Consider the following 26549-nt stretch of genomic DNA (forward strand, 5'->3'; position numbering starts at 1 on the left):
CGTTGATTTGAATATTGAAGACCAGCAAGCTGCGATAAGCTCCCCGCTTAAGTTAACATGCGCTGGCAACTTGTCACTACAGGGTTTACATATCGAGTATGCTCAGCTGCAAATTATGTTGCGGCTGATTCTTTATTCCTACCCCAATACCTAACAAACGCACTGGTTGCTGTAAGCCGCGTTGATACGCTTTAGCTAATAGTTCGCTAAAAATATCGCTATTTAATTGCTGATGCGCCTGATCGGCTGAGGTCACTACAAAATTAGCAAATTTCACTTTAACACTAAGTTTATTTACCTGATTTTGCAGCTGCTGCTTGTTTAGTCGAGTGGTTAACTCCTCAAGCAGTGAAGGTAGTTGTTCTAGGCATTCTTGTAAACTATTTTTATTGTACTCATAAGTATGCTCAACGCTTAGCGATTTACGTACGCGCTCAGTAGACACCCGGCCTATGTGTTCACCAGCGCACTTTTGATATAACGACACGCCAAAATTACCTACATGTTGCTGCATCCAATTTACGCCTTTTTCGCGTACATCTTGGCCTGTATACAAACCTTTTAAGTTAAGCTTTTCAAGCGTGACCTTACCTACCCCCGGAATTTTACCCAGCGGTAGCTGTGCTAAAAAGGCATCAACCTGATCGGGCAATACTACAAACTGACCATTGGGTTTGTTTTCGTCACTGGCTATTTTGGCAATAAATTTAATTGGCGCAATACCAGCCGAGGCAGTAAGCCCTGTGGCATTATAAATATCAGCACGAATTTGCTGCGCAATAAGTGTAGCGCTGCCTTTACACTGCTCACTATGGGTTACATCTAAATAGGCTTCGTCAAGAGAGAGGGGTTCAATTAAATCTGTATAGCGACTAAACACGGCACGTATTTGCGTCGACACGTCTTTATAAACAGCCATACGCCCAGGCACTATAACTAAGTCGGGGCATAACTGCTTAGCATGATAATTAGACATAGCCGAGCGCACGCCATATTCCCGAGCAATGTAATTTGCAGTAGAGAGTACGCCACGGCGACTATTACCACCAATTGCTAGTGGTACATTGGCAAGTTTAGGGTTGTCGCGCATTTCGACCGCCGCATAAAAGCAGTCCATATCTATATGAATAAACTTTTTCATTACCACTATAACAACTGTTTATTTATACAGCCATTATTATAGAGTCACCTGTAATTAGCAAGCTTGCACCCTATTAAAAACAGCGTTTATTATTTTTACGCTTTTTAAAAGAGTACAGCCAAAACCCTGCTTCCAACGCAAAGCCCACAACTGTTAAAGCAATTACACCCGATGCATTACCCATCGCGTAACAAATAAATGCGGCTATAAAAACTAAACAGACTAAAAGCCAATTAACGACACTTTTCATACATATCTCCCTAGCTGTGTTATATAACAATAAAGCTTTTATTTAATTAAACCAAACATAAAATACCCTAGGTTAATTACCTTGAGGTAATAACCCCATATTGATAATCTAAACACTTTAAAATTAAAGGGCGTAAATGTATGCAAACGTTTAAAGATCAACATCCTATTCATACTGATATTACTGTGGCATGGGGAGATATGGATGCCCTGCAACACGTAAATAATGTCGTTTATTTACGCTATTTTGAAATAGCTCGCATCGATTTTTTAAATAAAATAAATCTTTTTGAAACTATTAGCAGCAAAGGTATTGGCCCTGTGATCAGCGAAAACACCATTCGCTATAAACGCCCGGTTACTTTTCCCGATACTCTCACTGTAGGTGTCACCATTAGCGATATTAAAACAGATCGCTTTATGATGAACTACAACGTGTTTAGCCACGCGCAAAATGCCATTACCACTACGGGCACTTCGCAAGTCGTAATGTTTGACTTTCAAACTGGTAAAAAGTCGCCAATCACTGAGCCGCTTTTATCTGCTATACAGCAATATACCCAAAACTAAGCCAGTAAATAAGGAGCTTATATGCAATACAACCCACTAGGTAGCAGTGGTGTAAACGTCTCAAGGGTCTGCTTAGGTAGTATGACGTGGGGGTTACAAAACACGCAAAGCGATGCAGATCAGCAAATAGCTTATGCGCTTGAGCAAGGTGTTAACTTTATTGATACCGCCGAAATGTACGCTGTGCCGCCATCTCCCGACACCTACGGCAAAACAGAGCAAATTATTGGCAACTGGTTAGCGCGCAATCAAGATAAACGTAGCGACATAGTACTTGCCACTAAAATTGCCGGAAACGGTTTAGAGTGGATACGTGAAGGTAGCAATATTACCCGCCAAACAGTCATTGCCGCGGTTGATGATTCGCTTAAACGCTTGCAAACCGATTACATTGATTTATACCAACTACACTGGCCCAACCGCGCCACGCCACATTTTGCCAAACAATGGCCAGGTATGCTTAAATTTACCGAGGTAGATACGCAGCAACAAACTGCCGATATGCTCGATATATTAGAAGGTTTAAACGACTGCGTAAAAGCCGGAAAAATAAAACACTGTGGCCTTTCAGACGATACACCTTGGGGTGTTAACCAGTTTTTAAACTTAGCTAAAGAGCATAATTTACCGCGCATGGTGTCGATTCAAAACGAATTTAGCCTAGTACACGCCAAAGATTGGCCTTACTTAATAGAACAATGTGTACACGAAGATATTGCTTATTTACCTTGGTCACCATTAGCTGCGGGTTCATTAACCGGTAAATATTTAAACGGCGCACGCCCTGAAGGAACGCGTTGGACCTTTATGCAACGTAACGGTATTTTCCGCGATACGCCAAACGCACAACAAGCAATAAAGCAATACGTAGAACTTGCTCACGCCCATAATTTAACCCCAGCAGAACTTGCCCTAGCTTGGTGTAATAAAGTAGATGGCGTAACTTCTACTATTATTGGTGCCACGTCTATGGCGCAATTAAAAGAAAATATAGGCGCGTTTAACCTTACTTTAAGCGATGAAATTCTCGGCGCTATTAATCGTATTTTTAGACAATACCCTATGCCTTATTAAGCTAATGCGCATTAATTAAAAAGACCAAGTTAAAAGTAAAAACCGCAAGCTAAGTGCACCTACTCCATAGGTGCACTTTTAACTTTGCATTATTACTCGGCCTGCCATTTATACGCCAATATACGTTGCCCATTGGCGTACAGCGTGACACTAAATATACTGCCCGCCGTTACTTCACCAACCCCTGCAGGTGTGCCGGTCATTATCACGTCGCCATCTTCTAAGTACATAAAGTCACTAATTTCAGCTAAAATTTGCGCTGGTTTATGTAACATAAAATCGCTATTGCCTTGTTGTATTGGTTGATCGTTTATTTTGAGCTCAAAGCTAAAATGTTGCATGTCCTCGTTAAGCTCAACAAACGGCGTTAATAGCACAGAGCCGTCAAACGCTTTTGCTCGCTCCCACGGCAAGCCTTTGTTTTTTAACTTAGCCTGCACTTCGCGTTTGGTTAAATCAAGCCCCAAGCCAACGCCAACTAAACGACTATTTTTTACCACAAAGCAAAGCTCGGTTTCGTAATGTAAAACATCCTTATTATGCTTTGCTAGCAATTTAGTACCAATTGCACTATTAGGCTTATTAAATAACACCATTTGCTCTGGCAGTTCATTATTTAACTCTGCAATATGTGCGGTGTAATTACGCCCTACACACACCACTTTTGAGGGTAATACTTGCTCACAACCCAATGTTACTAACTGCATAAATCAACTCTATATTGTTGGTTAAATAAGTGTTTCTAGCAAAGCTAAATTAATTGGTTTAAGCAGCACTTGCTCAATTTCAAGCTGCTTTATTTTCACTGGATCAGGCTCCATACCACTAACAATAACGCGCTTTAATTTTGGATAATGTTGTTTTATATGGTTTGCTAAATCTAAACCACTGCCGTCGGGCAGGTTCATATCTAGTAGCACTTTATCATAGTTAGCATCTGTTTTAAGTATGGCTAAACAATGCTCATAACTGCTTGCTATGTGTGTTTCAACCCCTAAGCTTTCTAGTAAAAGTTGCGTTATTTGCGCCGCATCGGCGTCGTCTTCTACTAATAAAAAGCGGGTATTACTATGGGTAACTTCGGGGGGAATTAATACATCTGCTATTTTATTATTTTTACTAAGCGTATCTTGTAAGCACTGATACAGTAAGTTGGAATCGACTGGTTTTGCTATCACATTATTAAACCCTAATGCCGATAACTCATTATGTATGCCTTTCATAGTTGCTGCCGTTAAGGCAATAATTGCGCCTTCAAAGCCAATTTTTCTAAGCTCTATGGTGGCTTCTTTTCCGCCCATAATTGGCATATGTATATCCATAAAAATAGCGTCGTAGTCTATTCCTTGTTGCTGGGCATTACGTACTTTTTCAAGTGCTTGCTTACCGTGCTCAGCATAATCTACTTTTGCTCCTGCAGAAGTGATCATGTGGCCAACTAAAACGCGTAAATCACGTAAATCATCAACCACTAATACCCTACCATTAACTTTACATGGTGCATTTTTTTGCTGCATATTAGGGGTTAAGTCGAGCCTTAATAAGCTACGCTCTACATTTTTAATATTGCCCGGATAGAGCGAAATAATAAATTTAGAGCCTTTGCCTATTGCTGAATCTAAGGCTATTGAGCCCTGCATTCTGTTAAGTAACTCAGTACAAATAGCAAGTCCTAAACCTGCACCGCCCACTGCACGCGACTCAACATCGGCTATTTGTTCAAACGGTTTAAATATAAGCGCTTGTTTTTCGGGGGCAATGCCCATGCCCGAGTCTTCAATACTAAAAAATAGCATTTCACGGTCGCTAACAAACTCAGTCCAAGCACAAAGAGTTATTTCGCCTTGCTCGGTAAATTTAATAGCATTGTTGATAATGTTTATAAGTATTTGTCGAAGGCGAGTTGCGTCAATATTAACGATTAAAGGCAAGGGCTGCAGCGATTCAAAGCGTAATGACAAGCCCTTATCAAGCGCCGACACTCGCATTAAAGTAAATACGTCAGCCATTAAGCTATCAAGATTTACATCACTGCAATTAAGTTCAAGCTTATCGGCCGCTATTTTTGATAAATCGAGGACGTCATTAAGTAAGCTTAATAAGTGTTTACCATTGCGATAAATTACACCTAGCTCGTTTTCGGCTTGTTTACTAAAGTCGCTTTGCATTAATAATTCGGTGTAACCTAAAACCGACGACAGCGGGGTACGTAGTTCGTGGCTTAAGTGCGCTAAAAAGCGATCTTTCGAGCGGTTTTCGGCTTCGGCTTTTAATCGTTCAAGTCGCTCATCTTCAACATCGCGACGGGCTAAAGCATAACGTATTGCGCGCGCAAAGCGGCTAGTGGTCATTTCACTTTTAACTAAATAGTCTACAGCGCCGGCATCAAGTGCAGCCGAATCTAACGCCTCATTAGATTGCCCTGTTAACATAATTATTGGGCCACTAAAGCCGTTTTTTATTGCTTGTTTTAATACACTTAAACCATCTGAGGCACCTAAGCGATAATCTAGCAGACAAATGTCATGCTTATTCTCACTAAGTACTTTAACTGCTTGTTTAGGGTCGCTAACCCACTCAATCTCAAATGTATGGGAACTGAGCTGCTCAAGATAATCGCTAGTAAGAATATAATCATCTTCATCATCTTCAACAAGTAGCAGCTTGGTTGCCTTAATAGACATGCAATCTCCCGTTTTAGTGGCTGTTTTTAATCATTATAAGTATTTGGTAACTCTACAAACTCAACCCAGTACTTACCGAGTGCTTTCATTAGTTCAACTAAACCATCAAAGGTAACTGGCTTAGTTATATACGACGCAGCACCTAAGTCGTAGCCTTTAACCATATCTTCTTCTTGCTTTGAGGTAGTTAAAATAACAACAGGTATACCCTTTAAGCATGGGTTTGCTTTAATAGCTTGCAATGCCTCGCGGCCATCCATACGTGGCATATTTAAGTCTAATAAAATTAAACCTGGTCTGGGTGATGTATCTTTTTGCTCAAATTTACCTTTTCGCTCCAAGTACTCTAATAGCTCCACACCATCTTCAACAAAATGCAACTCGTTAAGTACACGGCTTTCGGTGAGGGCATCTTGAGTTAATAAACGATCATCTTCATCATCATCAGCCATTAAAATAGTGATTGGTTTTACTTTCGTAAGTGGCATTTAAGCCTCTCCTTGCAATGTGAAAAGTTCGCTTTCCACAGGTAGTTTTATAATGAAGCTTGCACCCTCACCCATGTTACTTTGTGCTGTTATAGTACCGCCATGACGCTCTACTATACGCCGACAAACAGATAAACCTATGCCGGTGCCTTTATATTGCGAGCGACCATGTAAACGCTGAAATGGAACAAATATTTTATCTGCATAATCTGGCGAAAAACCAATACCGTTGTCTTTAACGGTAATTATTTGCCACCAAACCTCGGTATTATGCCCTTCACTAAACTCACTCGTTTTTATATGTTCAATATTAATAATCGGTTGTTGTTCTGGATGCCTAAATTTAACCGCGTTTGAAATTAAGTTTAAAAACAACTGTTGCATCTGGCTTGGGTCGGCCTGAATTATTGGCATATCGCCCACATTAATCTGCGCATTAGACTCTTTAATAGCAATTTCTAAATCACTTAAAATATCATTTAATACACTATTTAAATCGGTATCAACAAAATTTTTGCCACGGGTGGTAATACGCGAAAATTCTAATAAGTCATTAATTAAATTAGACATACGCTGCGCTGCATTTTTCATGCGCGCTATATAATCCATGCCTTTTTCACCTAACTCGTCTTTAAACATAGTTTCGAGACGATCGCTAAATGCTTGAATTTTACGCAACGGCTCTTGCAAGTCATGGCTTGCTACAAAGGCAAACTCTTCTAGCTCGCGGTTACTGCGGCTCAACTCATCTGAATAAAGCGTTAGCTCTTGAGTTCGCTCTGTTACTTTGTTGGCTAAGGTTTCGTTTTGTTTTTCAAGCTCTGCACGATACTGCGCAGCATTTCTTAAATTTAACCGTGTAAGTACAAACATGCCTATAATTAGCAAGCCACTAGTGACTGCAGTAATGACAAAAGTAATTTTAGCTTCATTTTTTATTTTTGCTAACTTAGAAAAATGGCTAACTTTAAACAACATTTCTCGGTCTTGAATTTCGTTTACCGCTAAGCGAATTTGTTTATACAGCTCTCGTCCTTTATCTGTGTTAACTAAATACAGCGCACTGCGCTCTTTATTATTTTGCGCTAAGTTAACGGTCTTTTTTAATTCAATTTCCTTTTGATCCACTAACGACAATAACAGTGCAATGCGCTCTGCCTGGCCATTAATTTCTGAACTTAACGATTTTACATGCTCAGTTTGTGACTCAAGCTGCTCAAGTGCATCATAATAAGGAACTAAATAATCACTTTTTTCTGTAAGTAAATAACCTCGCTGACCCGACTCGGCCTGCACAACTGACAAATGTAACTTTTCGATAGCGCTAGTGAGCATACTGGTATTGTCTAAACTATTTTGCGTTTGGCTTAATCCTCGTATGGTATTTACTGCCAAAAATGCATTACCAATAATAATAGATAACACCACAACAATAAATGTTGCCCAAATGACATTAGCTTTACTTGGTTCTTTTTGCGTACTCATTTAGCATCCTAATTCAAAGAGATAAATTATTGCGAGTCTGTAATTGTTTGTAAGCTTTCGCTGCACTGCTGACAGTTAGCAATAATTTTATTTAGCGCATCGAGTGCTTTCTCTTTAGGCATATCGTTTTCTAGCACCAGCTTTATCAGCTCCGCATTCATCGAAATTCGATTAAGTGGCGCTCTCGCATCGTGTACTAACTCATTCAGAGGTTTTTTACTGTCATTGCTCATTGTTTTCCTCAAATTTTATTTATATTCGCCAATGCCACCATAAGCATTAAGGCGGTTATAAAGTGTTTTAGTACTAATACCCAGCATTTGTGCAGCCAGTGTTTTATTACCTTGTACCTTATCGAGCGTGGCATGAATAAGTTCTTTTTCTACTTCTTCAATAGTTTGTCCTGCCGACACTTGCTTGTCGTTAACTTGGCTATTCACTTTTGAAAATGGCGACTCTAAGTTATCGGGTAAGGTAATATCACTGGTTTGTGGATCGCTCATAATAAACGCACGATGTATTGCATGGCGCAGTTCGCGCACGTTACCAGGCCAGTCATAACTTTGTAGCTCTTTTAACTGTTCGTTATTCCAGTTAAATGCGGTGCCATTTTCATCATTTAATTGCTCTAAAAAGGCGTTTGCTAATAGTGGAATGTCTTCTTTACGATCGCGCAGTGCCGGTATATCAATAGGAAACACTGCCAATCTAAAGTAAATATCTTCACGAATAATATTATTTTGCGCTAAATCGGTAAGTGAGCGGTTAGTCGCGGAAATAACTCGGCAATTTGTAGGTATTTCGCGGTTTCCGCCAACACGTGTTACTTTTTTTGTTTCTAGCACGCGCAGTAAGTTTGGTTGCATACCAATTGGCATTTCGGTTACTTCGTCTAAAAATAACGTGCCGTCATTTGCTTGTTCAAACACGCCTTCTTTACGTGCAATGGCACCGGTAAATGCGCCTTTTTCATGGCCAAACAGCTCACTACTAATTAACTCTTTTGAAAAACCACCACAGTTACTTGCCACCAGCGGTCCTTCACATTCGCTGGCATTATGAATTGCCTGAGCAACCACTTCTTTACCCGCCCCACTTTCGCCCATAAGCATTACGTTGGCGTGGGTTTTAGATACTCGCTCTATCATGGTGTACAGCTTATGCATTGCTGTAGACTCGCCTATTAGCGTACCAAAATGGCGGGTTATAGCTGATGATTTTGTTTTTTTAATTGTTTTTTTCGGGCCATTTAATACCCGCTCAAGATCTTCACGCTGTAATGGCTTTAATAAATGCGCAACATTTGGCTCGCACATATCGGCTAAAATTCCCTTTACCGAAGGGTGCCCAGATATTAGGGTTATTTTAGGTGAATGGCCTATCATTTTTAAATGATCGAGTAGGTGCAAGCCGCTACCATCGGGTAGCATAAAGTCGAGCAGTATGTGATCAAAGCTATTGTTTTCTAGCCACTGATGGGCTTCTTTTAAACTGGTTGCAGTGCTTATATTATGGCCGAGGAATTCGACTATATGACAAACTACGTCACTAAACTCAACGTCATCGTCCACTAATAGTATATTTAACATGATTAATCCCTATGCTTTTTTATTATTCTACTTGGCCTTAGCACTAAAAGAAAGACGCGCTATTTGTCGCTTAAATTACAAAGCTTTAACTATTTAGTTAAATTTTCATAAAAGAGTATTTTAAGCATACTTGATGTACTTAAACTTAAAAAACACTCACTTTATATACTATTTAACAAAAACCTAAAATAAATAACTGATATAATTTAACTTTATTACAGGAGAGCAAATGCGCCAATTAAAAACCCTCATTCATCCAAGTATTAATATTGAGCAAGGCAGTCAATTCACACGTATTACCGCCCGCGCTATTGCCATGCATAAACAGCATATTTTATTAATGTATACAAAAAGATATGATGACTTTAGTTTACCTGGTGGTGGTGTTGATGAGCACGAAAGTATAGAGCAAGGGTTAATACGAGAGTTGCAAGAGGAAACCGGCGCACAAAATATAATAATAAAGAAAGAGTTCGGCCTGTATGAAGAATACCGCCCTTGGTACAAAGACGACTTTGACATTATTCATATAAAATCTTATTGCTATGTATGTAATATTGACCAAAAGTTAGGCCAAGCACAGCTTGAACACTACGAGCAACAAAATGGCATGATTGCCAAGTGGGTAGATATAAATGAAGCAATTGCCCATAACGAGCGAACACTTGCCACCAGCGATAAACAAGGGCTGTCGATTATTCGCGAAACCTATTTACTCAAAGAAATAGCTAAACAGTTATAGCCTGTAATTAGCTTTACTTACACCTGAGTAAAGCTCAACAAGGTATTTTTTTTGTGCTATAAAAACGATACAAGCCAACTAAATTACTGCTTAAAAATAAGCTTTCCATAACAATAGCGACCGGAGAGCCTGCAAAAACGTTATGGCTTATCCAAAATAAAGTACCTACAACCATACATAAACGCATATATAAGTCGTGCTTTTGAAACGATGCAAACGTTTGAATTAATGTCGCAATAAGTGCAAGTGCGCTAAACCAATCTTGCCAAGTAAAATAAACAGCCACGCAACACAGCAGCATAAAAGCATACATTGCCCACGTTTTACGTGCATAAATGCAGTAAAAATACCTAAAGGCAGCAATTAACATTAAGCAACCTGCACTATTGTGCCCCAACATAAAAAAGTGCACTGCAGTCAGTAATACCGACATAAATAAGCAGGTTAAAATTAACGAACGTGACTTAAACTGAAACGAAGCAAGGTCAAGTAATGTTGCTATAGCAACTAACGACTGAGCAATTAAAAACATAGTGACTCCTTAAAACAGCAAGTCTAACTAGCTTTAACGTTATTACTCTTAACTTAAGTTAAGTCGTTTACGAATTCTTGATAATGAAATTGCCGAAATACCAATATACATAGCCACTTGAGTTAAACTTAGCTGCGCCAACCAATGGGGCTTTTCGGCTAATAAATAACGGTAGCGTTGCTCGGGTGTATTAAGCAATAAAAATGCTTCTTTGGCCTCTTTAAATATAAGCTGCTGCGCAATAAGTTGTTGCTTAATTATTTGCCATTCGGGTTGATTAAATATATTCAATGGGACGCTAATAACGCTTACCCTATTAATTACTTTTAGTTGATAAAACGCTTCGGTATTCGTTAGCCAGTTTCCATAAAGTAGCGCAAACTCATCTTTAAAGTAAAACTCCTTACACCTTTGCCCGCCCTGTGCATCATCATGTATTGCACCTAACACCCCATCAAGAATTAAATAGCCATAACGCTGCTTTTGCCCTTGTTGTAACAATACGGTATCGCGCGCTATATGCTTAATTGGGTATTGCGCTGCAAGTTGCAGTTTTAAATTTGCAGCAAGTTCTTGATAGCTATCGCCTAGCGGCAAGATTGAAATTTCATTCATTTATATTAACCATTTTTTGATGAGGGTTTACTGGCTCTAACTAGCAAGCTAATAATAAAAAGCTAAGCCTAAAAACACGTAAATTACTTTAATTTTCTTGTAAATTTTGCAGCTACTTGCATTGTTTACAAAATATAACAGATAAATAAACTATAAGAATATTAAATTCATATTATAAAAAACATTAAATTTATTAATAACATAAACTTATAAATAAACTCGAATAGAACTTTAACTGGCATTACCTTTGCACTTCTCAGTACAGACAAACATAGAGGAGATTACAATGAGCAACACAGTTAATACGATCAATCCAACAACTGAGCAAATCATTAATACCTATACGCTGCTGTCGCAACAGCAAGCTGAGCAGGTAATCGAAAAATCTCATCAAACCTATTTACAGTGGCGCTTAGTGTCAGTGACCGAACGTGCAAAACACTTAAACAAATTAGCTTCATTATTCGAAGAGCAAAAAGATGCCATCGCCAAGCTTATGACCGAAGAAATGGGTAAAGTATACGCCCAAGGTTTGCAAGAAGTTGAACTGTGCGCAGGCATTTGTCGTTACAGTGCCGAGCACGGCCCTAAAATTCTTGCTGATGAAGAACGTGACATGGACGGCGGTCGCGCAATTGTTAGCTATCAGCCTACGGGTGTACTACTTGGCATTCAGCCTTGGAACTTTCCGCTTTACCAGGTAATTCGTTACAGCGCCGCTAATATTATGGCCGGTAACACCACAGTGTTAAAGCATGCCAGTAATGTATTTGGTATGGCCGAAAAAATTGAAACCTTGTTTAAACAAGCCGGATTTCCTGAGCACTGCTTTAGTAACCTACTTATTGATGGCAAAACAGCCAGAGCACTCATAGCGCATAAAGCGATTAGCGGCGTTACCTTTACCGGTAGCGATAGCACAGGTAAAAAAGTGGCCGAGCAAGCGGGTAAATACGTTAAAAAAACCGTACTAGAGCTTGGCAGTAACGACGCCTTTTTAGTACTTGATGACGCCGATTTAGAACTTGCCGTAAAAACTTGTGTAGCAGGACGTATGGTCAACAACGGCGAAACGTGTGTTTCGGCAAAACGTTTTGTAGTGGTTGAATCTCTGTATGATGACTTTAAAGCGAGAGTAAAACAGCAGTTTGAAGCCATGAAAATGGGCGACCCAATGGCCGACGGCACTGATTTAGGCCCAATGGCACGTAAAGATTTACGCGACGGTATTCACGAGCAAGTAATGCAATCGGTTAAAGCAGGAGCAAACATAGTCACCGGTGGTGAAATACCAGAGCAAACCGGCTTTTACTACCCTCCTACGCTACTTGATAATTTAGCGCCAGGCATGCCAGCGTACGACGACGAATTATTTGGCCCTGTTGCCTCGCTTATAAAAGCGAAAGACAACAACGATGCAATGAAAATTGCTAACTCGTCTCGCTATGGTTTAGGTGGCGGCATTTTCTCAAAAGACGAGAAAAAAGCCATTGAGCTGGCTAAAAAGCACTTCGACACCGGCATGATCAACATAAACGGCTACGGTTTAGCGCAACCAAACTTACCATTTGGTGGAGTTAAAGAAAGTGGCTACGGTCGAGAGCACGGCGGCTTTGGCATGCGCGAATTTGTGAACGTTAAAAGCATCATGATCCACAGCTCATAAACTTACTATAAAGTACGAGTACTAAACACTCGTTACTAGAAAGTAAAATAAAACACCGCGCTAATTCAGCGCGGTGTTTTTGTATTCAATTTATCTAACATCAATTTTTGTTATTACGATTTTATATCGCACTTTTACTCATCATTTTTATCACGTGCTAAAACGCAGCACCTAAGCTCTTTATAAATTAATTACTGAAAGCTTAACTCTTTTCAAACACTGGCACTTTGCGTTTATCTGCTTTGCTCATAGCGAGTTGTTGAATCTCTTCTTGCTTGTGCTGCGCCGATTTAGTTTCTAGCGATTGTTGGTCGGCATTTTCAAAGGTTAGCTCGGTTAATAGCGCGAAGTGATCAGAACCGTATTTAGCTAATCGTTTAATACGCTTTACTTTAAACCCTTCGCTGTGAAATAAATGATCCAGCGGCCAGCGCATAAAAAAGTAACTTGCATGAAAAGTATTGTAAAAGCCACGGCCTTTACGGGGGTCTAGTAAGCCACTAATTTGCATAAACAAACGGGTACTGCGCGACCAAGCTACGTCGTTTAAGTCGCCGGCAACTATGGTTGGCCGTGTTGGGTTTTTAAGTGCTTTTGCTACCATAATTAGTTCTGAGTCGCGCGGCCGCGATGAGTCTTCTTCGGTGGGGCTTGGTGGCGCTGGGTGAATAAAGTGCGCTTGCATTTTAACCCCTTGTGCACTTGCAAATAAAATATGAATTGACGGTATGTCGTCTTCTATTAGCTGGCATATTTGTGCGTCAAATATTTTAAATTTACTGTATAGGTGCATGCCGTAACGGTTGTCTTTAGGGCACTCTATGTAATATGGATAGTCTTTTTTAAGTACTGATAACTTATTTTGCCACCAGCTGTCACTTTCAAGGGTAATAAGCAGGTCGGGTTGATGCTGATCAACCAAGCTAATTAATTGCTCACTGTTATGGTTCGACATAAGTACATTTGCCGACATAATTCTTACACTGTGCGCAATGTGTTTTGAGGCGCTTTGCACTTCTTTTTTTGCCAACCAAGTATATGGGTATATCCACTTTCCCTGTAAAAACAGAATTAATACAGCGCCTGCAACAATATACAAAAAGTCTGTGGCGTTATTAAATGCAAAGTACCCAGCAACACATGCTATAAAGCTTGCAATATAAAACACTTGTAAGCGAATAAAGTCGCAACCACGCACCAGGTAATGCTGGCTATACGCCATAGGTAATAGCGTTATAAATAATAAAAAACTTGTTATTATTGCCAGCGTAATAAACATTTAAATTCCTGTTGGTTGCTTATCGACTCAAAATAGACAGTATTTCGCGCGTGTCGTGTACCATATGAATAATAGTACGATCTACCTCTATGCGTACAGTACCTTTATCTCGGTATCTGTCTATTACTTTGGCACGCTTATAAATATCACGCTCTAAAATATCACCTCTGTGGTAACTTTTATGCCAACCCGGTGGTGTCCACCCTTGACGAATAAGTTTTTTAGCTTCTTATTTAGATAAGTAGTTATCGTGGCGATCATATTTTTTATGGTGTTTTTTCCACTCATGCTTATTTGAATAGTGTTTTTTATTATGGTGTTTTTTATTGTACTGCTTGTTTGAGCCATGCTCGTATTTACTATGTTTATTATGGTGCTTATCATAATAATCATCTTTGTCGTGCTTTGCTTGTGCGTTAAATGAGCTCAATATTAAAATAATTAATGCGCTATAAATGGTTTTATACATAGTTAATCTCTGCTTTAGTTAATAACGCAAGATTAACAAGTTAGCCTGAACATTATATGAAACTCTGTATAAATTAATCTTAACGCTGCTTATATTGCGTTTTACAATGGCTGCGCATAATGGCGGGATCACGCAGCTTTAAATGTTTGGTTTTGCGCCCAGCGTGGCGTTTTCGCCATACTTTAAAGCTACCGCTGGCAATATTTTGGCGCATAAAAACCACCAACTGCGAATAGTTTAAGCCATAAAGTTGCTCTATTGCTTCAAACGGGGTTCTATCCTCCCATGCCATTTCTATAATGCGCGATTGCTGCTGGGCGTTAAACATAGTTATTTTCTCTTTAAAAAATAACTAATACGAAGCACTAAAATTGCACGATCAATTTAACTTAAGCCATATAAAATAGAGATATATTTAATTACGGTTATTTTTTATCATTATTTTAGAAGAAGAAAGTTTAAGTGTATGATATTAAATATATCTATAACCAAGTATAGAGAAGTTAACTATGTTTACAAAGCTGCCACGCTGGGTTGAATATGGCGCATTTACACTGGCATTTATTGCCGGCATTGTGAACGCCGTGGGTTTATTAGGATTTGAACATCAGGCTATTTCTCATTTGTCGGGCTCTGTTACTTTATTTGGCATTAAATTAATGAGTGATGGCAGTGCGGCATTATTACTGTTTAGTATCATAATTAGCTTTATGCTTGGCTCTGCGTTGTCGGGGTTTTTACTCAACGGTGGTTCGTTAAAGTTAGGCCGACATTACGATACTTTATTGTTTATTGAAGGGTTATTACTACTAGCCAGTGCCTACTTACTTTATAGCTCCTTTGTTTATGGCATAGTGCTGGCATCTGCCGCTTGTGGTTTACAAAATGCGCTGGCAACCAATTACAGTGGCGCAGTAGTACGTACTACACATTTAACCGGTATTTTTACCGACCTTGGTTTAATGATGGGCCGCGCATTAAAAGGCGATGCTGTAGATGGCCGAAAATTCATGGTGTTTTTACTGATCACCCTAGGTTTTTTATGCGGTGGTGTAATTGGGTTTATGCTATTTGAATTGTTTTCTGTAGCAACTTTAGTAGTACCGGCTGTTATGTGCTTTATTTTATCAATTACTTATCGGCTTTATCGTTTACGCAATACCGTTTAACGCAAGTTATTTCAATACGTTTGCCTAACGCTTACCATAGCACTATTGCCATATAATCAATGTGTAGGAATATATGAAACGCCATTACTTCCCCCCTTTGCTGTTACTCTCTCAGCTACCACTTATAGCCATTGCCAAGCAAAATGATGCTCAGCCAATTGAGCGCATAACAACCACTGCGTCGCGTGTTGAGGCGCTTAGTACACAGTTACCCGTAATTATTAGCGTGCTCAATGAAGCACAATTAAATGCCATTGCTCCTACGCATATTGAAGAAGCCATGCAAAGAGTCGCTGGCGCAAATATACAACGTGGTAATGGCCAAGAATATTTACCCGCGCTGCGCTCACCTGTTTTATCCGGCGCAGGTGCCTGTGGTGGTTTACTCACACTTGAGGATGGTATTGCACTAAGAGCAGCTGGGTTTTGTAATATAAACGAGTTGTTTGAAGCACATAGCGAAATGGCGCAGCGTATAGAGGTACTTAAAGGCCCTGGTTCTGCCCTGTATGGCTCAAATGCGGTGCATGGGGTTATTAACGTGATCACCCCAGATACAACGCAAGATGGCGGCTTAATCGGACTAGATTATGGCTCGTTTGGCTATAACCGCTATAAATTACGTGCTGGCCACGATATGGGCAGCAGTGGGTTAGGTATTAACGCCAGCATTACTGACGACAGCGGCTATCGCGATGATGAAAGCGTAAAACAACAAAAGGTAAACTTACGTCACCGGTATAATAATAGCGATTTAGCGCTTACTTCTGGGCTTACTTATACCCATTTAGATCAACAAACCGCAGGCTTTATTACTGGCCTTAAAAGCTATAAAGACGAGAGCATAGCACAACAAAACTTTGATCCGGATGCGTTTAGAAAAGCACGTTCGTTACGAGTATGGAGTAACGCCACTTGGCAAATAAATGACGATACACTCTCAACAACGGTGTATTTTCGTAACCAAAGTATGGACTTTTTTAAGCATTTTTTACCTGGTACGCCACTAGAGTACAACAGTCAAACCGGTGTGGGGCTGCAGTCGCTTTATCAACATCAGCTAGAGGATAATATTAAGCTTAACTTTGGCCTAGATGGCGAATACACCCGCGCCGACTTTTTACAAAGTCAAAACAAGTCAACTCAAGGCTCGGCATTTTTAGTTGCTACAGTCCCCCAAGGTAAGCATTACGATTACGACGTAAATGCCACCTTATATGCACCTTTTGTAAGTGTTGATCTGCAACTAAACGATTGGTTAGTGACTCTTGGCGCTCGTTATGAGCACATGCAATACGACTACACTAATAACATGTTAGCGGGGCGCACGAAAGAAGACGGTACAGAGTGCGGATTTGGTGGTTGCCGATATAGCCGCCCTGCAAGTACAAAAAATAATTTTAGTAACTTATCGCCAAAACTTGGGGTTAGCTATCAGTACACTGTTAATAACCTGCTTTATGCTAACTTTTCGCGTGGCTACCGAGCGCCACAAGCCGCCGAGTTATATCAGTTACAACGCCAGCAAAACACCACTAATTTAAGTGCCGAAATAGCTAATAATGCTGAGTTTGGCTTAAAAGGCGTTTATCAAAATAGTCGTTATAATTTATCGGTTTATGCTATGAGTAAGCACCATACTATTTACCGCGACAGCGACTTTTTTACCGTGAATAATGGCAGCTCGCGCCACCGCGGGATTGAACTTGAACTTGAGCATGCTCTCACCTCAACTTGGTCAGTTAACTTTGCCGCCAGTTATGCCAAGCATAGTTATACTAATGAGCAAATACTCAATAATATCAATATTAAAGATAATGATGTTGATACCGCCCCGCGTAAAATTGCCAATTTAGATTTAACCTGGCAGGCGTTTAATAACGCCAATGTGGCACTGCAATGGCATCATGTTGGTCGTTACTATACCGATTCTGAAAACTTACACAGTTATGACGGGCATGACATTTTAAGTTTACGAGCGCAGTGGCAAATAACAAATAACTTAGCGCTTGCAGCGCGTATTATTAACTTAACCGATACCGCTTATGCCGAGCGCGCCGATTACACTAGCTTTACCGGCGACCGCTACTTTCCAGGGCGGCCACGTAACGCCATGATCTCAGCAACTTATAGCTGGTAAACATCCAGATCGCTCATGTAACGCATGGGCGATTTTTTCATTACTTTTTTAAACATAGTAATAAACGCACTCACCGACTCATAACCTAATAGCTCCGATACCTGCTGCACACTTTGCTGATTAGATAACGCCTGCAGTGCAATTATAATATGCAATTGAGTGCGCCATTTACCAAAGGTCATACCGGTTTCTTTTTTTATTAACCGCGCTAAAGTACGTTCAGTAAAAGCAAATTGCTGTGCCCATTGTGGCAATGTTTTACGGCTATAAGGCTGGCTAATAAGTTGATTGCTCATGTTTTTAATAACACTGTTTTTTGATAGTACAAAGTCTAAAGGTTGAATTGGCATATCCACCAGCTGATCAAATAATACCTGTGCAAGCCGTGCGGTTTTACCCGTTAAGCTATAGTTTTGCTGATTACTTGCCAAACTAAGCATTAACTCTTTTATTAATGGGCTAATGGTTAATGTACAGGCTGTACTTGGCATACCTTGTAAGTTTGCATCAATAAATAAATGGCATAAATGCGCATTATCAGATGCTCTATTACTGTGCTCTACATTTGCCGGGATCCAAATGGCGCTATGAGTAGGCACCATCCACATTTTTGTTGCCACTTCACAGGTAACATAACCGTGCAGGGCTAAAATTAACTGCCCTTTTGGATGAGTATGCAGCGGAATTTCACGGCTAAGCTGGGCATATTCTATTTTAGCAATAACCGGCTGCGGCACGATTTCAAAGTTTTTTATTTCATTCCAATCTTGGGGAAGCTGCATTTTGTCTGTTTTTAGTTATTTAATGTCTCTTTTACTAAATTATAGTGGTGACTTAGCCTTTATACTAGTCTCTATTGCTTCTTGCTAAATAACCAACCTGCTAGGACGTTTACCTTGTTAACTCAACAATCTCAATCTCGCTTATCTTACGCATTATTAGTACTGGGAATTTTACTTATTGCCAGTAACTTACGTGCGCCAGTGACTGGTTTAGCCCCCGTGCTGGACCAAATAATTCTTAGTTTTAATTTAAGCGCATCACAAGCCGGTATGCTTACCACCTTACCGTTAATTGCATTTGCTTTAGCAAGCCCATTAGCCACTAGTTTAGCTAAAAGGCAAGGCTTAGAAGTGTCGCTTTTTATTGCCCTTATTTTAATTGGCTTAGGCTTAGCATCGCGCATGATAGATTCTGTGCCGGTACTTTATTTAGGCACCGCTGTCATTGGGGTCGGCATTGCGATAGGTAATGTGCTGTTACCGAGTTTAATTAAGCGCGACTTTGCACACAAAGTGGCTGTAATGACCTCGGCGTATGTGCTTGCTATGGGTATTTTTGGCGGTAGTTACTCAGCGTTAATTATTCCCCTTGCCGAATATAAACAAATGGGCTGGCAAATTGCTTTAGCCAGTTACGCGTTAATTACTTTAATAAGTTTATTTATTTGGCTACCGCAATTAAAGCTACGCACCAAACCGACTAAAGATCTGGTTGAAAACACCGGTGACGTTAAAGTGTGGCGCCAAGCCCTTGCGTGGCAAATTACCTTGCTACTTGGCTGTAACTCGTTATTTACTTATATAATTATTGGCTGGTTACCAAGCATTTTAATAGACAGTGGCCACAGCGCACAACAAGCGGGTGCACTGCAAGGCTCATTTCAGGTAGCTTCGGCTTTACCCGGTATTATCTTAATTCCCTTATTAGCAAAACTAAAAGATCAGCGCGTACTCACCTTTGTTTTAGGAGTGTTGGCAAGCCTGTCGTCGATTGGACTGTTGTATATGCCAGACTATGCGTCTGTGTGGTCAATCACTATGGGGTTTTGCTCGGGTGCATGCTTTATATTGGGCTTGTCGTTTATTAGTTTACGCACTCACGACTCACATCAAGCTGCGGCACTTTCTGGTATGGCGCAGTGTATTGGTTATTTACTTGCCGCTACTGGGCCTATTATTGCAGGTGCGCTGCACAGTTATTTTGGTAACTGGGCATCTACTTTATGGTTTTGCGCAGGTGCGAGCGCGCTATGTGCGGTGTTTGGTTATTTAGGCGGGCGTAATATTACTATGCGCAACAAAGCGTAAGCGTTAATTAAAAGTGGGCGGTGTAATCATTTGCCCACTTTTATAACTAATTATAGTTTAGTACTTTTTATATATTTAGCTTAAACAGCGCCAATACATTCAACCTCTACAACTGAATTTAGTGCTAACGCTTTTACTGCAAACGCACTGCGCGCAGGATATGGCGGGGTAAAGTATTCAGCATATATTTTATTAAACATTTTAAAGTCATTTATGTCGGTTAGCATAACCGTACACTTTACTATGTTTTTCATACTGTAATTATGCTGCTCTAGAGTACTTTTTATATTTTCGAGCGTTTGCTTAGTCTCTGCTGCAAAACCACCTTGTGCTAGTTTACCACTGCTTGTAAGCCCAATTTGACCCGACATATACAAGGTATTATCGACCCTTACAATTTGCGAAAAAGGTAAACTTGCTGAGGCCGCATTTAAGTGCTCAATATCACTGTTTTTTGCATTAGCAAAACCACTGCTCAATACACTGGTGAATAAGGTAATTAATGTTATTTTTTTCATCATAAACCTAATTTTTTGGGGTGGTGGCAAATGCAGGCACTTGCACTAAATCGTTCAGCTAACTAACGCTAGACTGACACCAAATTTGCGCTACTGGCGTAAACTCATCGCGTTGATCAACCGCCCCTATTCTAAGGCCATATACACGGTTTTCTGTCGCTTCGTTGGTAGCATAAAGTGAGGTGCCACAATTACCACAAAACCCTTGCGCACGTTTATTACCACTTTGCGCCGTTTTTATATATTCTTTAGGCTTACCTTGCGTAAAAGTAACACCGTTAGGCTCACTCATTATTACCGCTCTAAATGGCCCACTCGACATGCATTGGCAATCACTACAGTGGCACACTAATAGCGTGTTACTTTGTGTTTTCGCTTGGTATTTTATGTCGCCGCAGTAACAGCTTCCAGTTATGTTCATTTTATATATCCATTATTTTTAACGAGCTCCACCCTTAAGGGTGCTTCGGTATTACACGAGTTTTATACTAAAAGTGTACCTGCATAGCAATAAAACACCACAGCCTAAAGCAACTATTTAGTGCCTCTAAATTTATGGTAAATACTGTTTAAACCAACGAAATAAATTAAAAAAGCGTGATTTAGCAATATGCTTATCAGCACTGTTTTTATTAAGCGCATCACGGCGCGCTTGCGCTATATTTGCTTTAGCAGCAAAGCGCAAGCGTTGCTCATTACTAAGATCGTCTTCAAAGTTAAGCTGTAACTTTTTTACCTCACGGCTACGTTTCATTGACCTACACATAGTACTACCTCAAAAAGGCTATTAACCTAATTAGTAGACAGGCTATGTGCGTTTTTTATTTCATAGGATGTTCAATTCAACACGCCTGTAACACTTTAAGCTAACTTAATAAGCCTAAATTGCTTTTTACCACGCTGCATTACCCAAAAACGATCAAACAGCGGAAAATCTAACTGTGCGTGCTCATCTGTAATGGCCTCGCCATTAATTTTAATCGCATTCGCGTTTATTAACTCACGTGCAGTACGCTTTGAGCTGGCCAGTTCACTTTTAACCAGTAACTCAGCAATATTAATTTTCGCGTCGCTAATAGCGTGTACGGCGAGCCCATCTTGCTCTAATTGCTCAAGCTCTGCCAAGGTGAGTGTTTGTACTTGGCCGTTAAACAATAATTGCGTAATGCGCTGCGCGCTTGCTAAGCCTTGTTCGCCATGTACAAAGCGGGTTAATTGCTCGGCTAAAATACCTTGCGCTTGAGGCTTTTGTTGGCTGGTAATGTCATTCGCTTCAATGGCTTCAATTTCTTTTACCGATAAAAAGGTGTAAAAACGCAAAAAGTTGTATACATCGGCATCGTCACAATTTAACCAAAATTGGTAAAAGCGATACGGTGAGGTTTTTTTCGGATCAAGCCAAATTGCGCCGCCTTCCGTTTTACCAAACTTAGTACCGTCTGATTTAGTAATAAGTGGCAAAGTTAATCCATACACAGTTTGCTTATTTAAGCGGCGGGTTAAATCAATCCCACTTACTATATTCCCCCACTGATCGTTGCCGCCAATTTGCACACTACAACCCAGTTCGCTATTTAATTTAGCAAAGTCGTACGACTGCAATAAAGTGTAACTAAATTCAGTAAACGATAAACCTTGATCAGGGCGTTGCAAACGTTGCTTTACCGACTCGCGGTTGATCATATTATTAATTGAAAAGTGCTTACCTACATCGCGAAAAAAATCCAACACTTCAATACCGCTAAACCAGTCGGCATTATTTTTTAATTGAATTGGCTCGCTTAAATGCGGGTTCATTACGCTCTCTACTTGTGAGCTTAAATCTGCTACCCAACCTTGTACGGTTTCTTTACTGTTTAAGCTGCGCTCGGTGGCTTTAAAGCTTGGATCGCCAATTAACCCGGTTGCGCCACCAATTAATGTCACCGCTTTATGGCCGGCATCACTAAAACGCTTTAACATTAGCAAAGGTACTAAGTGGCCAATATGTAAACTGCCCGCGGTAGGATCAAAACCACAATACACAACTTGCGAGGTTGCTAATAACTGCTCAAGCTGCGCTAAATCACTAACCTGAGAAACCAGGCCGCGATGTGTAATATCTTCCAGTAATTGTGTTGTCATTGTATTTATCCCACACACATGTGTTAATTAGTTAGGGTAAAAATACTAATTAAAGCTGCTACACAACCATATATCCCTAAAGGGATAGAAAGTACTTTATATTAATCAATTTAAGTAGAAGCGCTGTTTAACGGTGCGAAAGTAGTATTAAGGCAAGGCAAATATTTATGCTAACTAATCTTACTCGCTAGTGATTAAGTGGTTTAAAAACAGCTGAAAAAACTCACTCAACGAAGACACTTTTAATTGTGCGTAAATACGTTTACGGTGGTTTTTAACTGTACCTAAGGTGATATTTAATTGCTTAGCAATATCGTTAGAGTCGCAGCCTTGCACTAATAGCATAGCTATTTGTCGCTCGCGGGTGGTAAGTTGCTCGTTGGCAAAGGTAGCTAAGCCACGCTCAATTAATCGCCCTGTAGCTGTGGTAGTTAAAGGCCCAAGCAATAATAAGTTATTGCCCCAATGTTGGCGGCATAATGCTTTTATAAGGCTAAAATGAGCTATTAAGGTGCTTTTTTGTGCGGCGCTAAAGCGCTGTTTGCTTTCTAAAAAGCCTAAATAAATAACAATCCAGCGGCTCTCATCTGTGCGCACACTTATACTTAGTTCATCTACCCAACCGGTTTCGTTATAAAACTGTTGCTGGTATTGGGTATAAGCTGCTAAATCTTTATTTGCACTGATATCGACTAACCGATACACACCTTCATGGCCACTTTTTGACAGTTCAATATAAAAGGGATCGTTAATAAACGAATTGGTTAAATAGCGCTGAAACAATAACTCGCGTCGAGTATCTATCGAGTCGTATAAATAAATGGGGTGTTTATGGGCTCTACAGCCTAAAATCACCGCGCAGTCAAATTGCACTAAATGAGCAATGTAATTAACTATTTTTTGTGCAAAACCAGTTGAATTGATTGCTTCAACACATTGCGCAATTAGCTCATTTTCAGTGGGTTTTGCAATCATTACTGCCACGGTGTTTTAGTTAAATTAAAAGTTTAATTGGCGTTAGCATTATAAAAATTTGCCTGTTTAATACTGGCAAAATCATTAAAACGCACGCCATGTTCGCGCATTACATTTAGCACTTTTTTACTTAGCATTTGGCGTAAATAAAATGGCTGATTTGGCACAAAGTGATGAATACTATGGGTTTTACCAAAGTTAAAACAAAACAAGTGAAACGGCATAAATACCCGACTGGTTAACACATGGGTTTGCTCCAGCATATTGGTTACACCGCCATAGTAATGCATGCACGAGGTAACAAAATTTAGCGAGCTCGAGCGCACAATATTAGGTACAATTAACACCACCATTAAAAACTCAAATAGCGACATAGTGCTTAATAACCAAGCCGGCGAGCTTTGTGCAAGCCCAGTAAATAAATTAACGCCATGAAATATAATTACGCTGTATAAAACAATAAAGTAAGCGGTGGTAATAGGAAAACCGGCATTAAATATCTTAAAAAAGTGAAAGCCTTTAATTTCTTTAGAAAAACGTTTGGCGTTAATTAATAAGCCTAATAAGCCATCCACAATAACCAACGCGCGTAACAAAGGATTTTTAATACCGTTACCCACTAAGCGCTCTTCTAGGTCTTGTTGTGTGCCTGAAGTTTTATGATGGTGTAAATGTAACTTACGACGATACCAAGGGCTGATAGTATTAGGGCGCATTAACCACACGGTTAGCATCATAAAATTATGCATAAATGGCTGATTACTAAAATACTGTTTATGAATTAAATCATGCTCTAACTCATGCGAAATAGATGCAGCCATAGCAGCTAAAATAATACATAACCACGCAGGAATAATGGCTAAATAATATAAAAAGCCAACCCCAACTAATGCCCCAAGAGATAACAGTAAAATAACCAATCCCAAGGTATTTTGATGCGTTAATAATGGATGCTTAGCGCGTAGCTTCGCCTCTTCAGCCTTAATAGCTTTAACAATGGCTTGAATATTTTCTTTTGCACTTAAATGAGTCATAAATTACAACCGATCAATTATGTTGGGGCGGATAATACCCGAACTGGTAAAAAAAACACCTTTGAGAGTACTTTCTTATGCTCTTTGATACTAGTTGCTAATGCTTTTACACGCTAATTACTGCAAAAAACAACACGGACGCCTCTTCTATTAGCGCCCGTAATTTATTTAATCCTAGCGTGAGCTAAGTTTATGTTAGTTTTTTTGCTGTGCAGCTAAATAGTCAATCGCCAGCTGGCTCATTGCTTTAGTGCCCACTTTAAGCGTTGACTCGTCAACATAAAAATACGGCGAATGGTTGGTTGGTGCTGTTTTTACATCTTGCCCTGTTGGCGTACCGCCTAAAAACAAAAATAAACCCGGTACTTGCTGCGCATAAAAAGCAAAGTCTTCTGCGCCGGTTACTTTTGGCACATCAAACAGGTTATCTTTACCTACTATATTTTTGAGTGTTGGCAACATTTGCGCGGTAAGCTCTGGGTTATTCACCGTTACTGGGTAACCTTTAAAAATATTTACCTGTGCTTCGGCTCCCGACGCTTTAGCAATATGCGTAGCTGTAGTGGTTAATTTTTCAAAAATTTGTTGGCGGTTATCCATATCAAAATTACGAATAGTGCCTACCATTTCTACACTATCGGGAATAATATTATTACGTACGCCACCAGCTATTTTACCAAACGAGATAATGGCAGGCTCTTTAGTTATATCTATTTGACGACTAACAATATGATTAACCCCTGAGACAATTTGTGCAGCAACTGAAATAGGATCGACCCCACCCCAAGGCGATGAACCATGCGTTTGCTTACCTTTTACCGTTATCTCGAAGCGATCGGCACTGGCCATAATTGGGCCACTACGATAGCCAATTTGGCCGCTGTTTAATCCTGCCATAACATGAATGCCAAACGCCACATCGGGTTGATACTTTTTAAATATCCCCTCTTTTAACATTAACTCAGCTCCGCCCTCTTCGCCTTGTGGCGCGCCTTCTTCTGCTGGCTGAAACACAAACATAATATCGCCGTGTAATTCATTTTTTACAGCGGCTAATACTTCAGCTGCACCCATTAGCATAGCCACATGCGTGTCGTGCCCACAGGCATGCATAACCCCAACATCAACCCCATTATACTTGGTAGTTGCCAGTGATTTAAAAGGCACATCGGCTTTTTCGGTTACTGGCAGTGCATCCATATCGGCACGCAGCATTACTGTTGGCCCCGGCTTACCGCCTTTTAAAATCCCCACTACACCTGTGTAAGCAATGTCAGTTTCAACCTGCATCCCTAAGGCTTTTAAATGGCGTGCTACAATCGCAGCGGTACGTGTTTCGCGGTTACTTAACTCAGGGTGCTGATGAAAATCGCGACGCCATTCAATCACCTTATCTTCAACCTGATTTATCTGTTTATCGATATTAATATTGGCACTGGCATTAAATGCCCCTAGGCTTGCTAAGCCAATAGCTAATGAGATTAATGAGCGTTTCATCTGTGTTCCTTTTTATTATCTGCCTTTAGCAACACTGTGCAGTGCTGTTATAGAAAATTTTGACGTGAGTAAGTAGATAATGCGCAATGCACTGAGCAATGCAAATAATTACTCAGCTATTTTGAGTTATTATGCAAAACATTTAATAAACTACATAGTAACTAAAACTCACTAGAGTAAAAACACCAATAAAAATGACGCTGTTTAGCCTAATGCCGATCAGTTAAGGTTAATTGATCGGTTGACCGATCTAAATGATCGTGAATAATCCGTAATTAGTTTCGCTAATTACGGTTTTTTATGGATATTCAAACAGCTCTTTCAACCACCTTCTCATCTGCTGATGAATTTACAACGCTTGATAACTTATCTGGCATCTTAGATCCCGAATTACTTAACCAAGCTTTTGAAAAATCGGG

Annotated in this window: 27 protein-coding genes and 1 pseudogene; 7 read left to right on the forward strand and 21 right to left on the reverse strand. The window is 40.0% G+C overall.

From position 1 onward, the window contains the following. Window positions 1-85 precede the first annotated feature (85 nt). The gene (dinB, locus tag H5058_RS11265) at window positions 86-1141 is read right to left on the reverse strand and encodes a DNA polymerase IV (protein ID WP_179807514.1); all 1056 of its coding nucleotides are present in this window, start codon (window positions 1139-1141) and stop codon (window positions 86-88) included. Between the two features lie 73 nt (window positions 1142-1214). Further along, window positions 1215-1391 carry a hypothetical protein gene (locus H5058_RS11270; RefSeq protein ID WP_179807513.1) on the reverse strand — a complete coding sequence of 59 codons (177 nt, stop codon included), beginning with the start codon at window positions 1389-1391 and terminating at the stop codon, window positions 1215-1217. A gap of 140 nt (window positions 1392-1531) precedes the next feature. Here H5058_RS11270 and H5058_RS11275 point away from each other — a divergent pair, with 140 nt between their 5' ends. Both H5058_RS11275 and H5058_RS11280 read left to right on the forward strand, forming a co-directional pair. Further along, a complete protein-coding gene (locus H5058_RS11275; protein WP_086993205.1) occupies window positions 1532-1960 on the forward strand; it encodes a thioesterase family protein in 429 nt (142 codons plus the stop codon). 21 nt (window positions 1961-1981) lie between these two features. Then, a complete protein-coding gene (locus H5058_RS11280) occupies window positions 1982-3034 on the forward strand; it encodes an aldo/keto reductase (RefSeq protein WP_179807512.1) in 1053 nt (350 codons plus the stop codon). A gap of 92 nt (window positions 3035-3126) precedes the next feature. Here the strand turns inward: H5058_RS11280 and H5058_RS11285 are convergent, their stop codons facing one another. From H5058_RS11285 to H5058_RS11310, 6 genes are read right to left on the reverse strand one after another with little or no spacing between them, the layout of a single operon-like run. Continuing rightward, window positions 3127-3741, reverse strand: a complete 615-nt coding sequence (locus H5058_RS11285) for a fumarylacetoacetate hydrolase family protein (RefSeq protein ID WP_182678278.1) — start codon at window positions 3739-3741, stop codon at window positions 3127-3129. Between the two features lie 21 nt (window positions 3742-3762). Further along, the gene (locus H5058_RS11290; RefSeq protein ID WP_182678280.1) at window positions 3763-5718 is read right to left on the reverse strand and encodes a hybrid sensor histidine kinase/response regulator; all 1956 of its coding nucleotides are present in this window, start codon (window positions 5716-5718) and stop codon (window positions 3763-3765) included. A 26-nt stretch (window positions 5719-5744) separates the two neighbouring features. After that, window positions 5745-6206, reverse strand: a complete 462-nt coding sequence (locus tag H5058_RS11295) for a response regulator (RefSeq protein WP_011329045.1) — start codon at window positions 6204-6206, stop codon at window positions 5745-5747. Beyond that, window positions 6207-7691 (reverse strand): ATP-binding protein, encoded by a 1485-nt coding sequence (locus H5058_RS11300; RefSeq protein ID WP_182678282.1) that lies wholly within the window; start codon window positions 7689-7691, stop codon window positions 6207-6209. Window positions 7692-7717: 26 nt separating this feature from the next. After that, complete coding sequence (locus H5058_RS11305; RefSeq protein ID WP_182678284.1) at window positions 7718-7924, reverse strand: histidine kinase; 207 nt, start codon at window positions 7922-7924, stop codon at window positions 7718-7720. A gap of 15 nt (window positions 7925-7939) precedes the next feature. Continuing rightward, the gene (locus H5058_RS11310; RefSeq protein WP_086993216.1) at window positions 7940-9280 is read right to left on the reverse strand and encodes a sigma-54 dependent transcriptional regulator; all 1341 of its coding nucleotides are present in this window, start codon (window positions 9278-9280) and stop codon (window positions 7940-7942) included. Window positions 9281-9509: 229 nt separating this feature from the next. Here H5058_RS11310 and H5058_RS11315 point away from each other — a divergent pair, with 229 nt between their 5' ends. Continuing rightward, complete coding sequence (locus tag H5058_RS11315; protein ID WP_182678286.1) at window positions 9510-10022, forward strand: NUDIX hydrolase; 513 nt, start codon at window positions 9510-9512, stop codon at window positions 10020-10022. Window positions 10023-10056: 34 nt separating this feature from the next. On the opposite strand, the gene H5058_RS11320 is transcribed toward H5058_RS11315, so the two are convergent. Together H5058_RS11320 and H5058_RS11325 are read right to left on the reverse strand one after the other, a co-directional pair. Next, entirely contained in the window at window positions 10057-10554 is a 498-nt protein-coding gene (locus H5058_RS11320; protein ID WP_182678288.1) for a YgjV family protein, read from the reverse strand. A 48-nt stretch (window positions 10555-10602) separates the two neighbouring features. Next, window positions 10603-11169 (reverse strand): Crp/Fnr family transcriptional regulator, encoded by a 567-nt coding sequence (locus H5058_RS11325; RefSeq protein ID WP_182678290.1) that lies wholly within the window; start codon window positions 11167-11169, stop codon window positions 10603-10605. 286 nt (window positions 11170-11455) lie between these two features. Between H5058_RS11325 and H5058_RS11330 the strand changes: the two genes are divergently transcribed. Beyond that, the gene (locus H5058_RS11330) at window positions 11456-12835 is read left to right on the forward strand and encodes an NAD-dependent succinate-semialdehyde dehydrogenase (protein ID WP_182678293.1); all 1380 of its coding nucleotides are present in this window, start codon (window positions 11456-11458) and stop codon (window positions 12833-12835) included. Window positions 12836-13037: 202 nt separating this feature from the next. Here the strand turns inward: H5058_RS11330 and H5058_RS11335 are convergent, their stop codons facing one another. The 3 genes and pseudogenes from H5058_RS11335 to H5058_RS11345 form a co-directional block, all read right to left on the reverse strand. Further along, a complete protein-coding gene (locus tag H5058_RS11335) occupies window positions 13038-14114 on the reverse strand; it encodes an endonuclease/exonuclease/phosphatase family protein (RefSeq protein ID WP_011329053.1) in 1077 nt (358 codons plus the stop codon). A 19-nt stretch (window positions 14115-14133) separates the two neighbouring features. Then, window positions 14134-14583, reverse strand: a pseudogene (locus tag H5058_RS11340) (hypothetical protein). Window positions 14584-14662: 79 nt separating this feature from the next. Beyond that, window positions 14663-14911 carry a TIGR03643 family protein gene (locus tag H5058_RS11345; RefSeq protein WP_011329055.1) on the reverse strand — a complete coding sequence of 83 codons (249 nt, stop codon included), beginning with the start codon at window positions 14909-14911 and terminating at the stop codon, window positions 14663-14665. Between the two features lie 181 nt (window positions 14912-15092). Here H5058_RS11345 and H5058_RS11350 point away from each other — a divergent pair, with 181 nt between their 5' ends. Together H5058_RS11350 and H5058_RS11355 are read left to right on the forward strand one after the other, a co-directional pair. Continuing rightward, window positions 15093-15752, forward strand: coding sequence for a YoaK family protein (locus H5058_RS11350; RefSeq protein WP_011329056.1), 660 nt, complete (start codon window positions 15093-15095; stop codon window positions 15750-15752). Between the two features lie 73 nt (window positions 15753-15825). Next, window positions 15826-17892, forward strand: a complete 2067-nt coding sequence (locus tag H5058_RS11355; protein ID WP_182678295.1) for a TonB-dependent receptor — start codon at window positions 15826-15828, stop codon at window positions 17890-17892. Here the strand turns inward: H5058_RS11355 and H5058_RS11360 are convergent. Further along, on the reverse strand, window positions 17880-18674 hold the full coding sequence (locus H5058_RS11360) for a helix-turn-helix domain-containing protein (protein WP_182678297.1): 795 nt from the start codon (window positions 18672-18674) through the stop codon (window positions 17880-17882). The two genes, H5058_RS11355 and H5058_RS11360, sit on opposite strands and share 13 nt — an antisense overlap. A gap of 114 nt (window positions 18675-18788) precedes the next feature. Between H5058_RS11360 and H5058_RS11365 the strand changes: the two genes are divergently transcribed. Then, the gene (locus H5058_RS11365; RefSeq protein WP_011329059.1) at window positions 18789-19982 is read left to right on the forward strand and encodes an MFS transporter; all 1194 of its coding nucleotides are present in this window, start codon (window positions 18789-18791) and stop codon (window positions 19980-19982) included. A gap of 80 nt (window positions 19983-20062) precedes the next feature. On the opposite strand, the gene H5058_RS11370 is transcribed toward H5058_RS11365, so the two are convergent. The 7 genes from H5058_RS11370 to H5058_RS11400 form a co-directional block, all read right to left on the reverse strand. Next, a complete protein-coding gene (locus H5058_RS11370) occupies window positions 20063-20500 on the reverse strand; it encodes a Rid family detoxifying hydrolase (RefSeq protein ID WP_086993227.1) in 438 nt (145 codons plus the stop codon). 58 nt (window positions 20501-20558) lie between these two features. Beyond that, window positions 20559-20921: a GFA family protein gene (locus H5058_RS11375; RefSeq protein WP_179807502.1), complete on the reverse strand. Its 363-nt coding sequence runs from the start codon at window positions 20919-20921 to the stop codon at window positions 20559-20561. 132 nt (window positions 20922-21053) lie between these two features. Then, window positions 21054-21254: a hypothetical protein gene (locus H5058_RS11380; RefSeq protein ID WP_232503352.1), complete on the reverse strand. Its 201-nt coding sequence runs from the start codon at window positions 21252-21254 to the stop codon at window positions 21054-21056. Window positions 21255-21361: 107 nt separating this feature from the next. Continuing rightward, the gene (tyrS, locus tag H5058_RS11385) at window positions 21362-22624 is read right to left on the reverse strand and encodes a tyrosine--tRNA ligase (protein ID WP_179807500.1); all 1263 of its coding nucleotides are present in this window, start codon (window positions 22622-22624) and stop codon (window positions 21362-21364) included. 180 nt (window positions 22625-22804) lie between these two features. Further along, the gene (locus H5058_RS11390) at window positions 22805-23599 is read right to left on the reverse strand and encodes a LuxR C-terminal-related transcriptional regulator (RefSeq protein ID WP_179807499.1); all 795 of its coding nucleotides are present in this window, start codon (window positions 23597-23599) and stop codon (window positions 22805-22807) included. Between the two features lie 32 nt (window positions 23600-23631). After that, window positions 23632-24633, reverse strand: a complete 1002-nt coding sequence (locus H5058_RS11395; RefSeq protein ID WP_011329065.1) for a fatty acid desaturase — start codon at window positions 24631-24633, stop codon at window positions 23632-23634. A gap of 195 nt (window positions 24634-24828) precedes the next feature. Beyond that, the gene (locus H5058_RS11400; protein ID WP_182678299.1) at window positions 24829-26130 is read right to left on the reverse strand and encodes a M20 family metallopeptidase; all 1302 of its coding nucleotides are present in this window, start codon (window positions 26128-26130) and stop codon (window positions 24829-24831) included. Window positions 26131-26549 lie beyond the last annotated feature (419 nt).

It is taken from the genome of Pseudoalteromonas sp. SR45-4 (assembly GCF_014163535.1).
Classification (GTDB): Bacteria; Pseudomonadota; Gammaproteobacteria; order Enterobacterales; family Alteromonadaceae; genus Pseudoalteromonas; species Pseudoalteromonas nigrifaciens.

Coding starts and splice junctions, on each gene's coding strand:
- H5058_RS11285 (WP_182678278.1), bottom strand. CDS start 3,741: ATGCAGTTAGTAACATTGGGTTGTGAGCAAGTATTACCCTCAAAAGTG.
- H5058_RS11360 (WP_182678297.1), bottom strand. CDS start 18,674: ATGCAGCTTCCCCAAGATTGGAATGAAATAAAAAACTTTGAAATCGTG.
- H5058_RS11350 (WP_011329056.1), top strand. CDS start 15,093: ATGTTTACAAAGCTGCCACGCTGGGTTGAATATGGCGCATTTACACTG.
- H5058_RS11315 (WP_182678286.1), top strand. CDS start 9,510: ATGCGCCAATTAAAAACCCTCATTCATCCAAGTATTAATATTGAGCAA.
- H5058_RS11395 (WP_011329065.1), bottom strand. CDS start 24,633: ATGACTCATTTAAGTGCAAAAGAAAATATTCAAGCCATTGTTAAAGCT.
- H5058_RS11400 (WP_182678299.1), bottom strand. CDS start 26,130: ATGAAACGCTCATTAATCTCATTAGCTATTGGCTTAGCAAGCCTAGGG.
- H5058_RS11310 (WP_086993216.1), bottom strand. CDS start 9,280: ATGTTAAATATACTATTAGTGGACGATGACGTTGAGTTTAGTGACGTA.
- H5058_RS11390 (WP_179807499.1), bottom strand. CDS start 23,599: ATGATTGCAAAACCCACTGAAAATGAGCTAATTGCGCAATGTGTTGAA.
- H5058_RS11320 (WP_182678288.1), bottom strand. CDS start 10,554: ATGTTTTTAATTGCTCAGTCGTTAGTTGCTATAGCAACATTACTTGAC.
- H5058_RS11335 (WP_011329053.1), bottom strand. CDS start 14,114: ATGTTTATTACGCTGGCAATAATAACAAGTTTTTTATTATTTATAACG.
- H5058_RS11305 (WP_182678284.1), bottom strand. CDS start 7,924: ATGAGCAATGACAGTAAAAAACCTCTGAATGAGTTAGTACACGATGCG.
- dinB (WP_179807514.1), bottom strand. CDS start 1,141: ATGAAAAAGTTTATTCATATAGATATGGACTGCTTTTATGCGGCGGTC.
- H5058_RS11380 (WP_232503352.1), bottom strand. CDS start 21,254: ATGAAACGTAGCCGTGAGGTAAAAAAGTTACAGCTTAACTTTGAAGAC.
- H5058_RS11370 (WP_086993227.1), bottom strand. CDS start 20,500: ATGAAAAAAATAACATTAATTACCTTATTCACCAGTGTATTGAGCAGT.
- H5058_RS11375 (WP_179807502.1), bottom strand. CDS start 20,921: ATGAACATAACTGGAAGCTGTTACTGCGGCGACATAAAATACCAAGCG.
- H5058_RS11280 (WP_179807512.1), top strand. CDS start 1,982: ATGCAATACAACCCACTAGGTAGCAGTGGTGTAAACGTCTCAAGGGTC.
- H5058_RS11275 (WP_086993205.1), top strand. CDS start 1,532: ATGCAAACGTTTAAAGATCAACATCCTATTCATACTGATATTACTGTG.
- H5058_RS11295 (WP_011329045.1), bottom strand. CDS start 6,206: ATGCCACTTACGAAAGTAAAACCAATCACTATTTTAATGGCTGATGAT.
- H5058_RS11330 (WP_182678293.1), top strand. CDS start 11,456: ATGAGCAACACAGTTAATACGATCAATCCAACAACTGAGCAAATCATT.
- H5058_RS11290 (WP_182678280.1), bottom strand. CDS start 5,718: ATGTCTATTAAGGCAACCAAGCTGCTACTTGTTGAAGATGATGAAGAT.
- H5058_RS11345 (WP_011329055.1), bottom strand. CDS start 14,911: ATGTTTAACGCCCAGCAGCAATCGCGCATTATAGAAATGGCATGGGAG.
- tyrS (WP_179807500.1), bottom strand. CDS start 22,624: ATGACAACACAATTACTGGAAGATATTACACATCGCGGCCTGGTTTCT.
- H5058_RS11300 (WP_182678282.1), bottom strand. CDS start 7,691: ATGAGTACGCAAAAAGAACCAAGTAAAGCTAATGTCATTTGGGCAACA.
- H5058_RS11355 (WP_182678295.1), top strand. CDS start 15,826: ATGAAACGCCATTACTTCCCCCCTTTGCTGTTACTCTCTCAGCTACCA.
- H5058_RS11325 (WP_182678290.1), bottom strand. CDS start 11,169: ATGAATGAAATTTCAATCTTGCCGCTAGGCGATAGCTATCAAGAACTT.
- H5058_RS11270 (WP_179807513.1), bottom strand. CDS start 1,391: ATGAAAAGTGTCGTTAATTGGCTTTTAGTCTGTTTAGTTTTTATAGCC.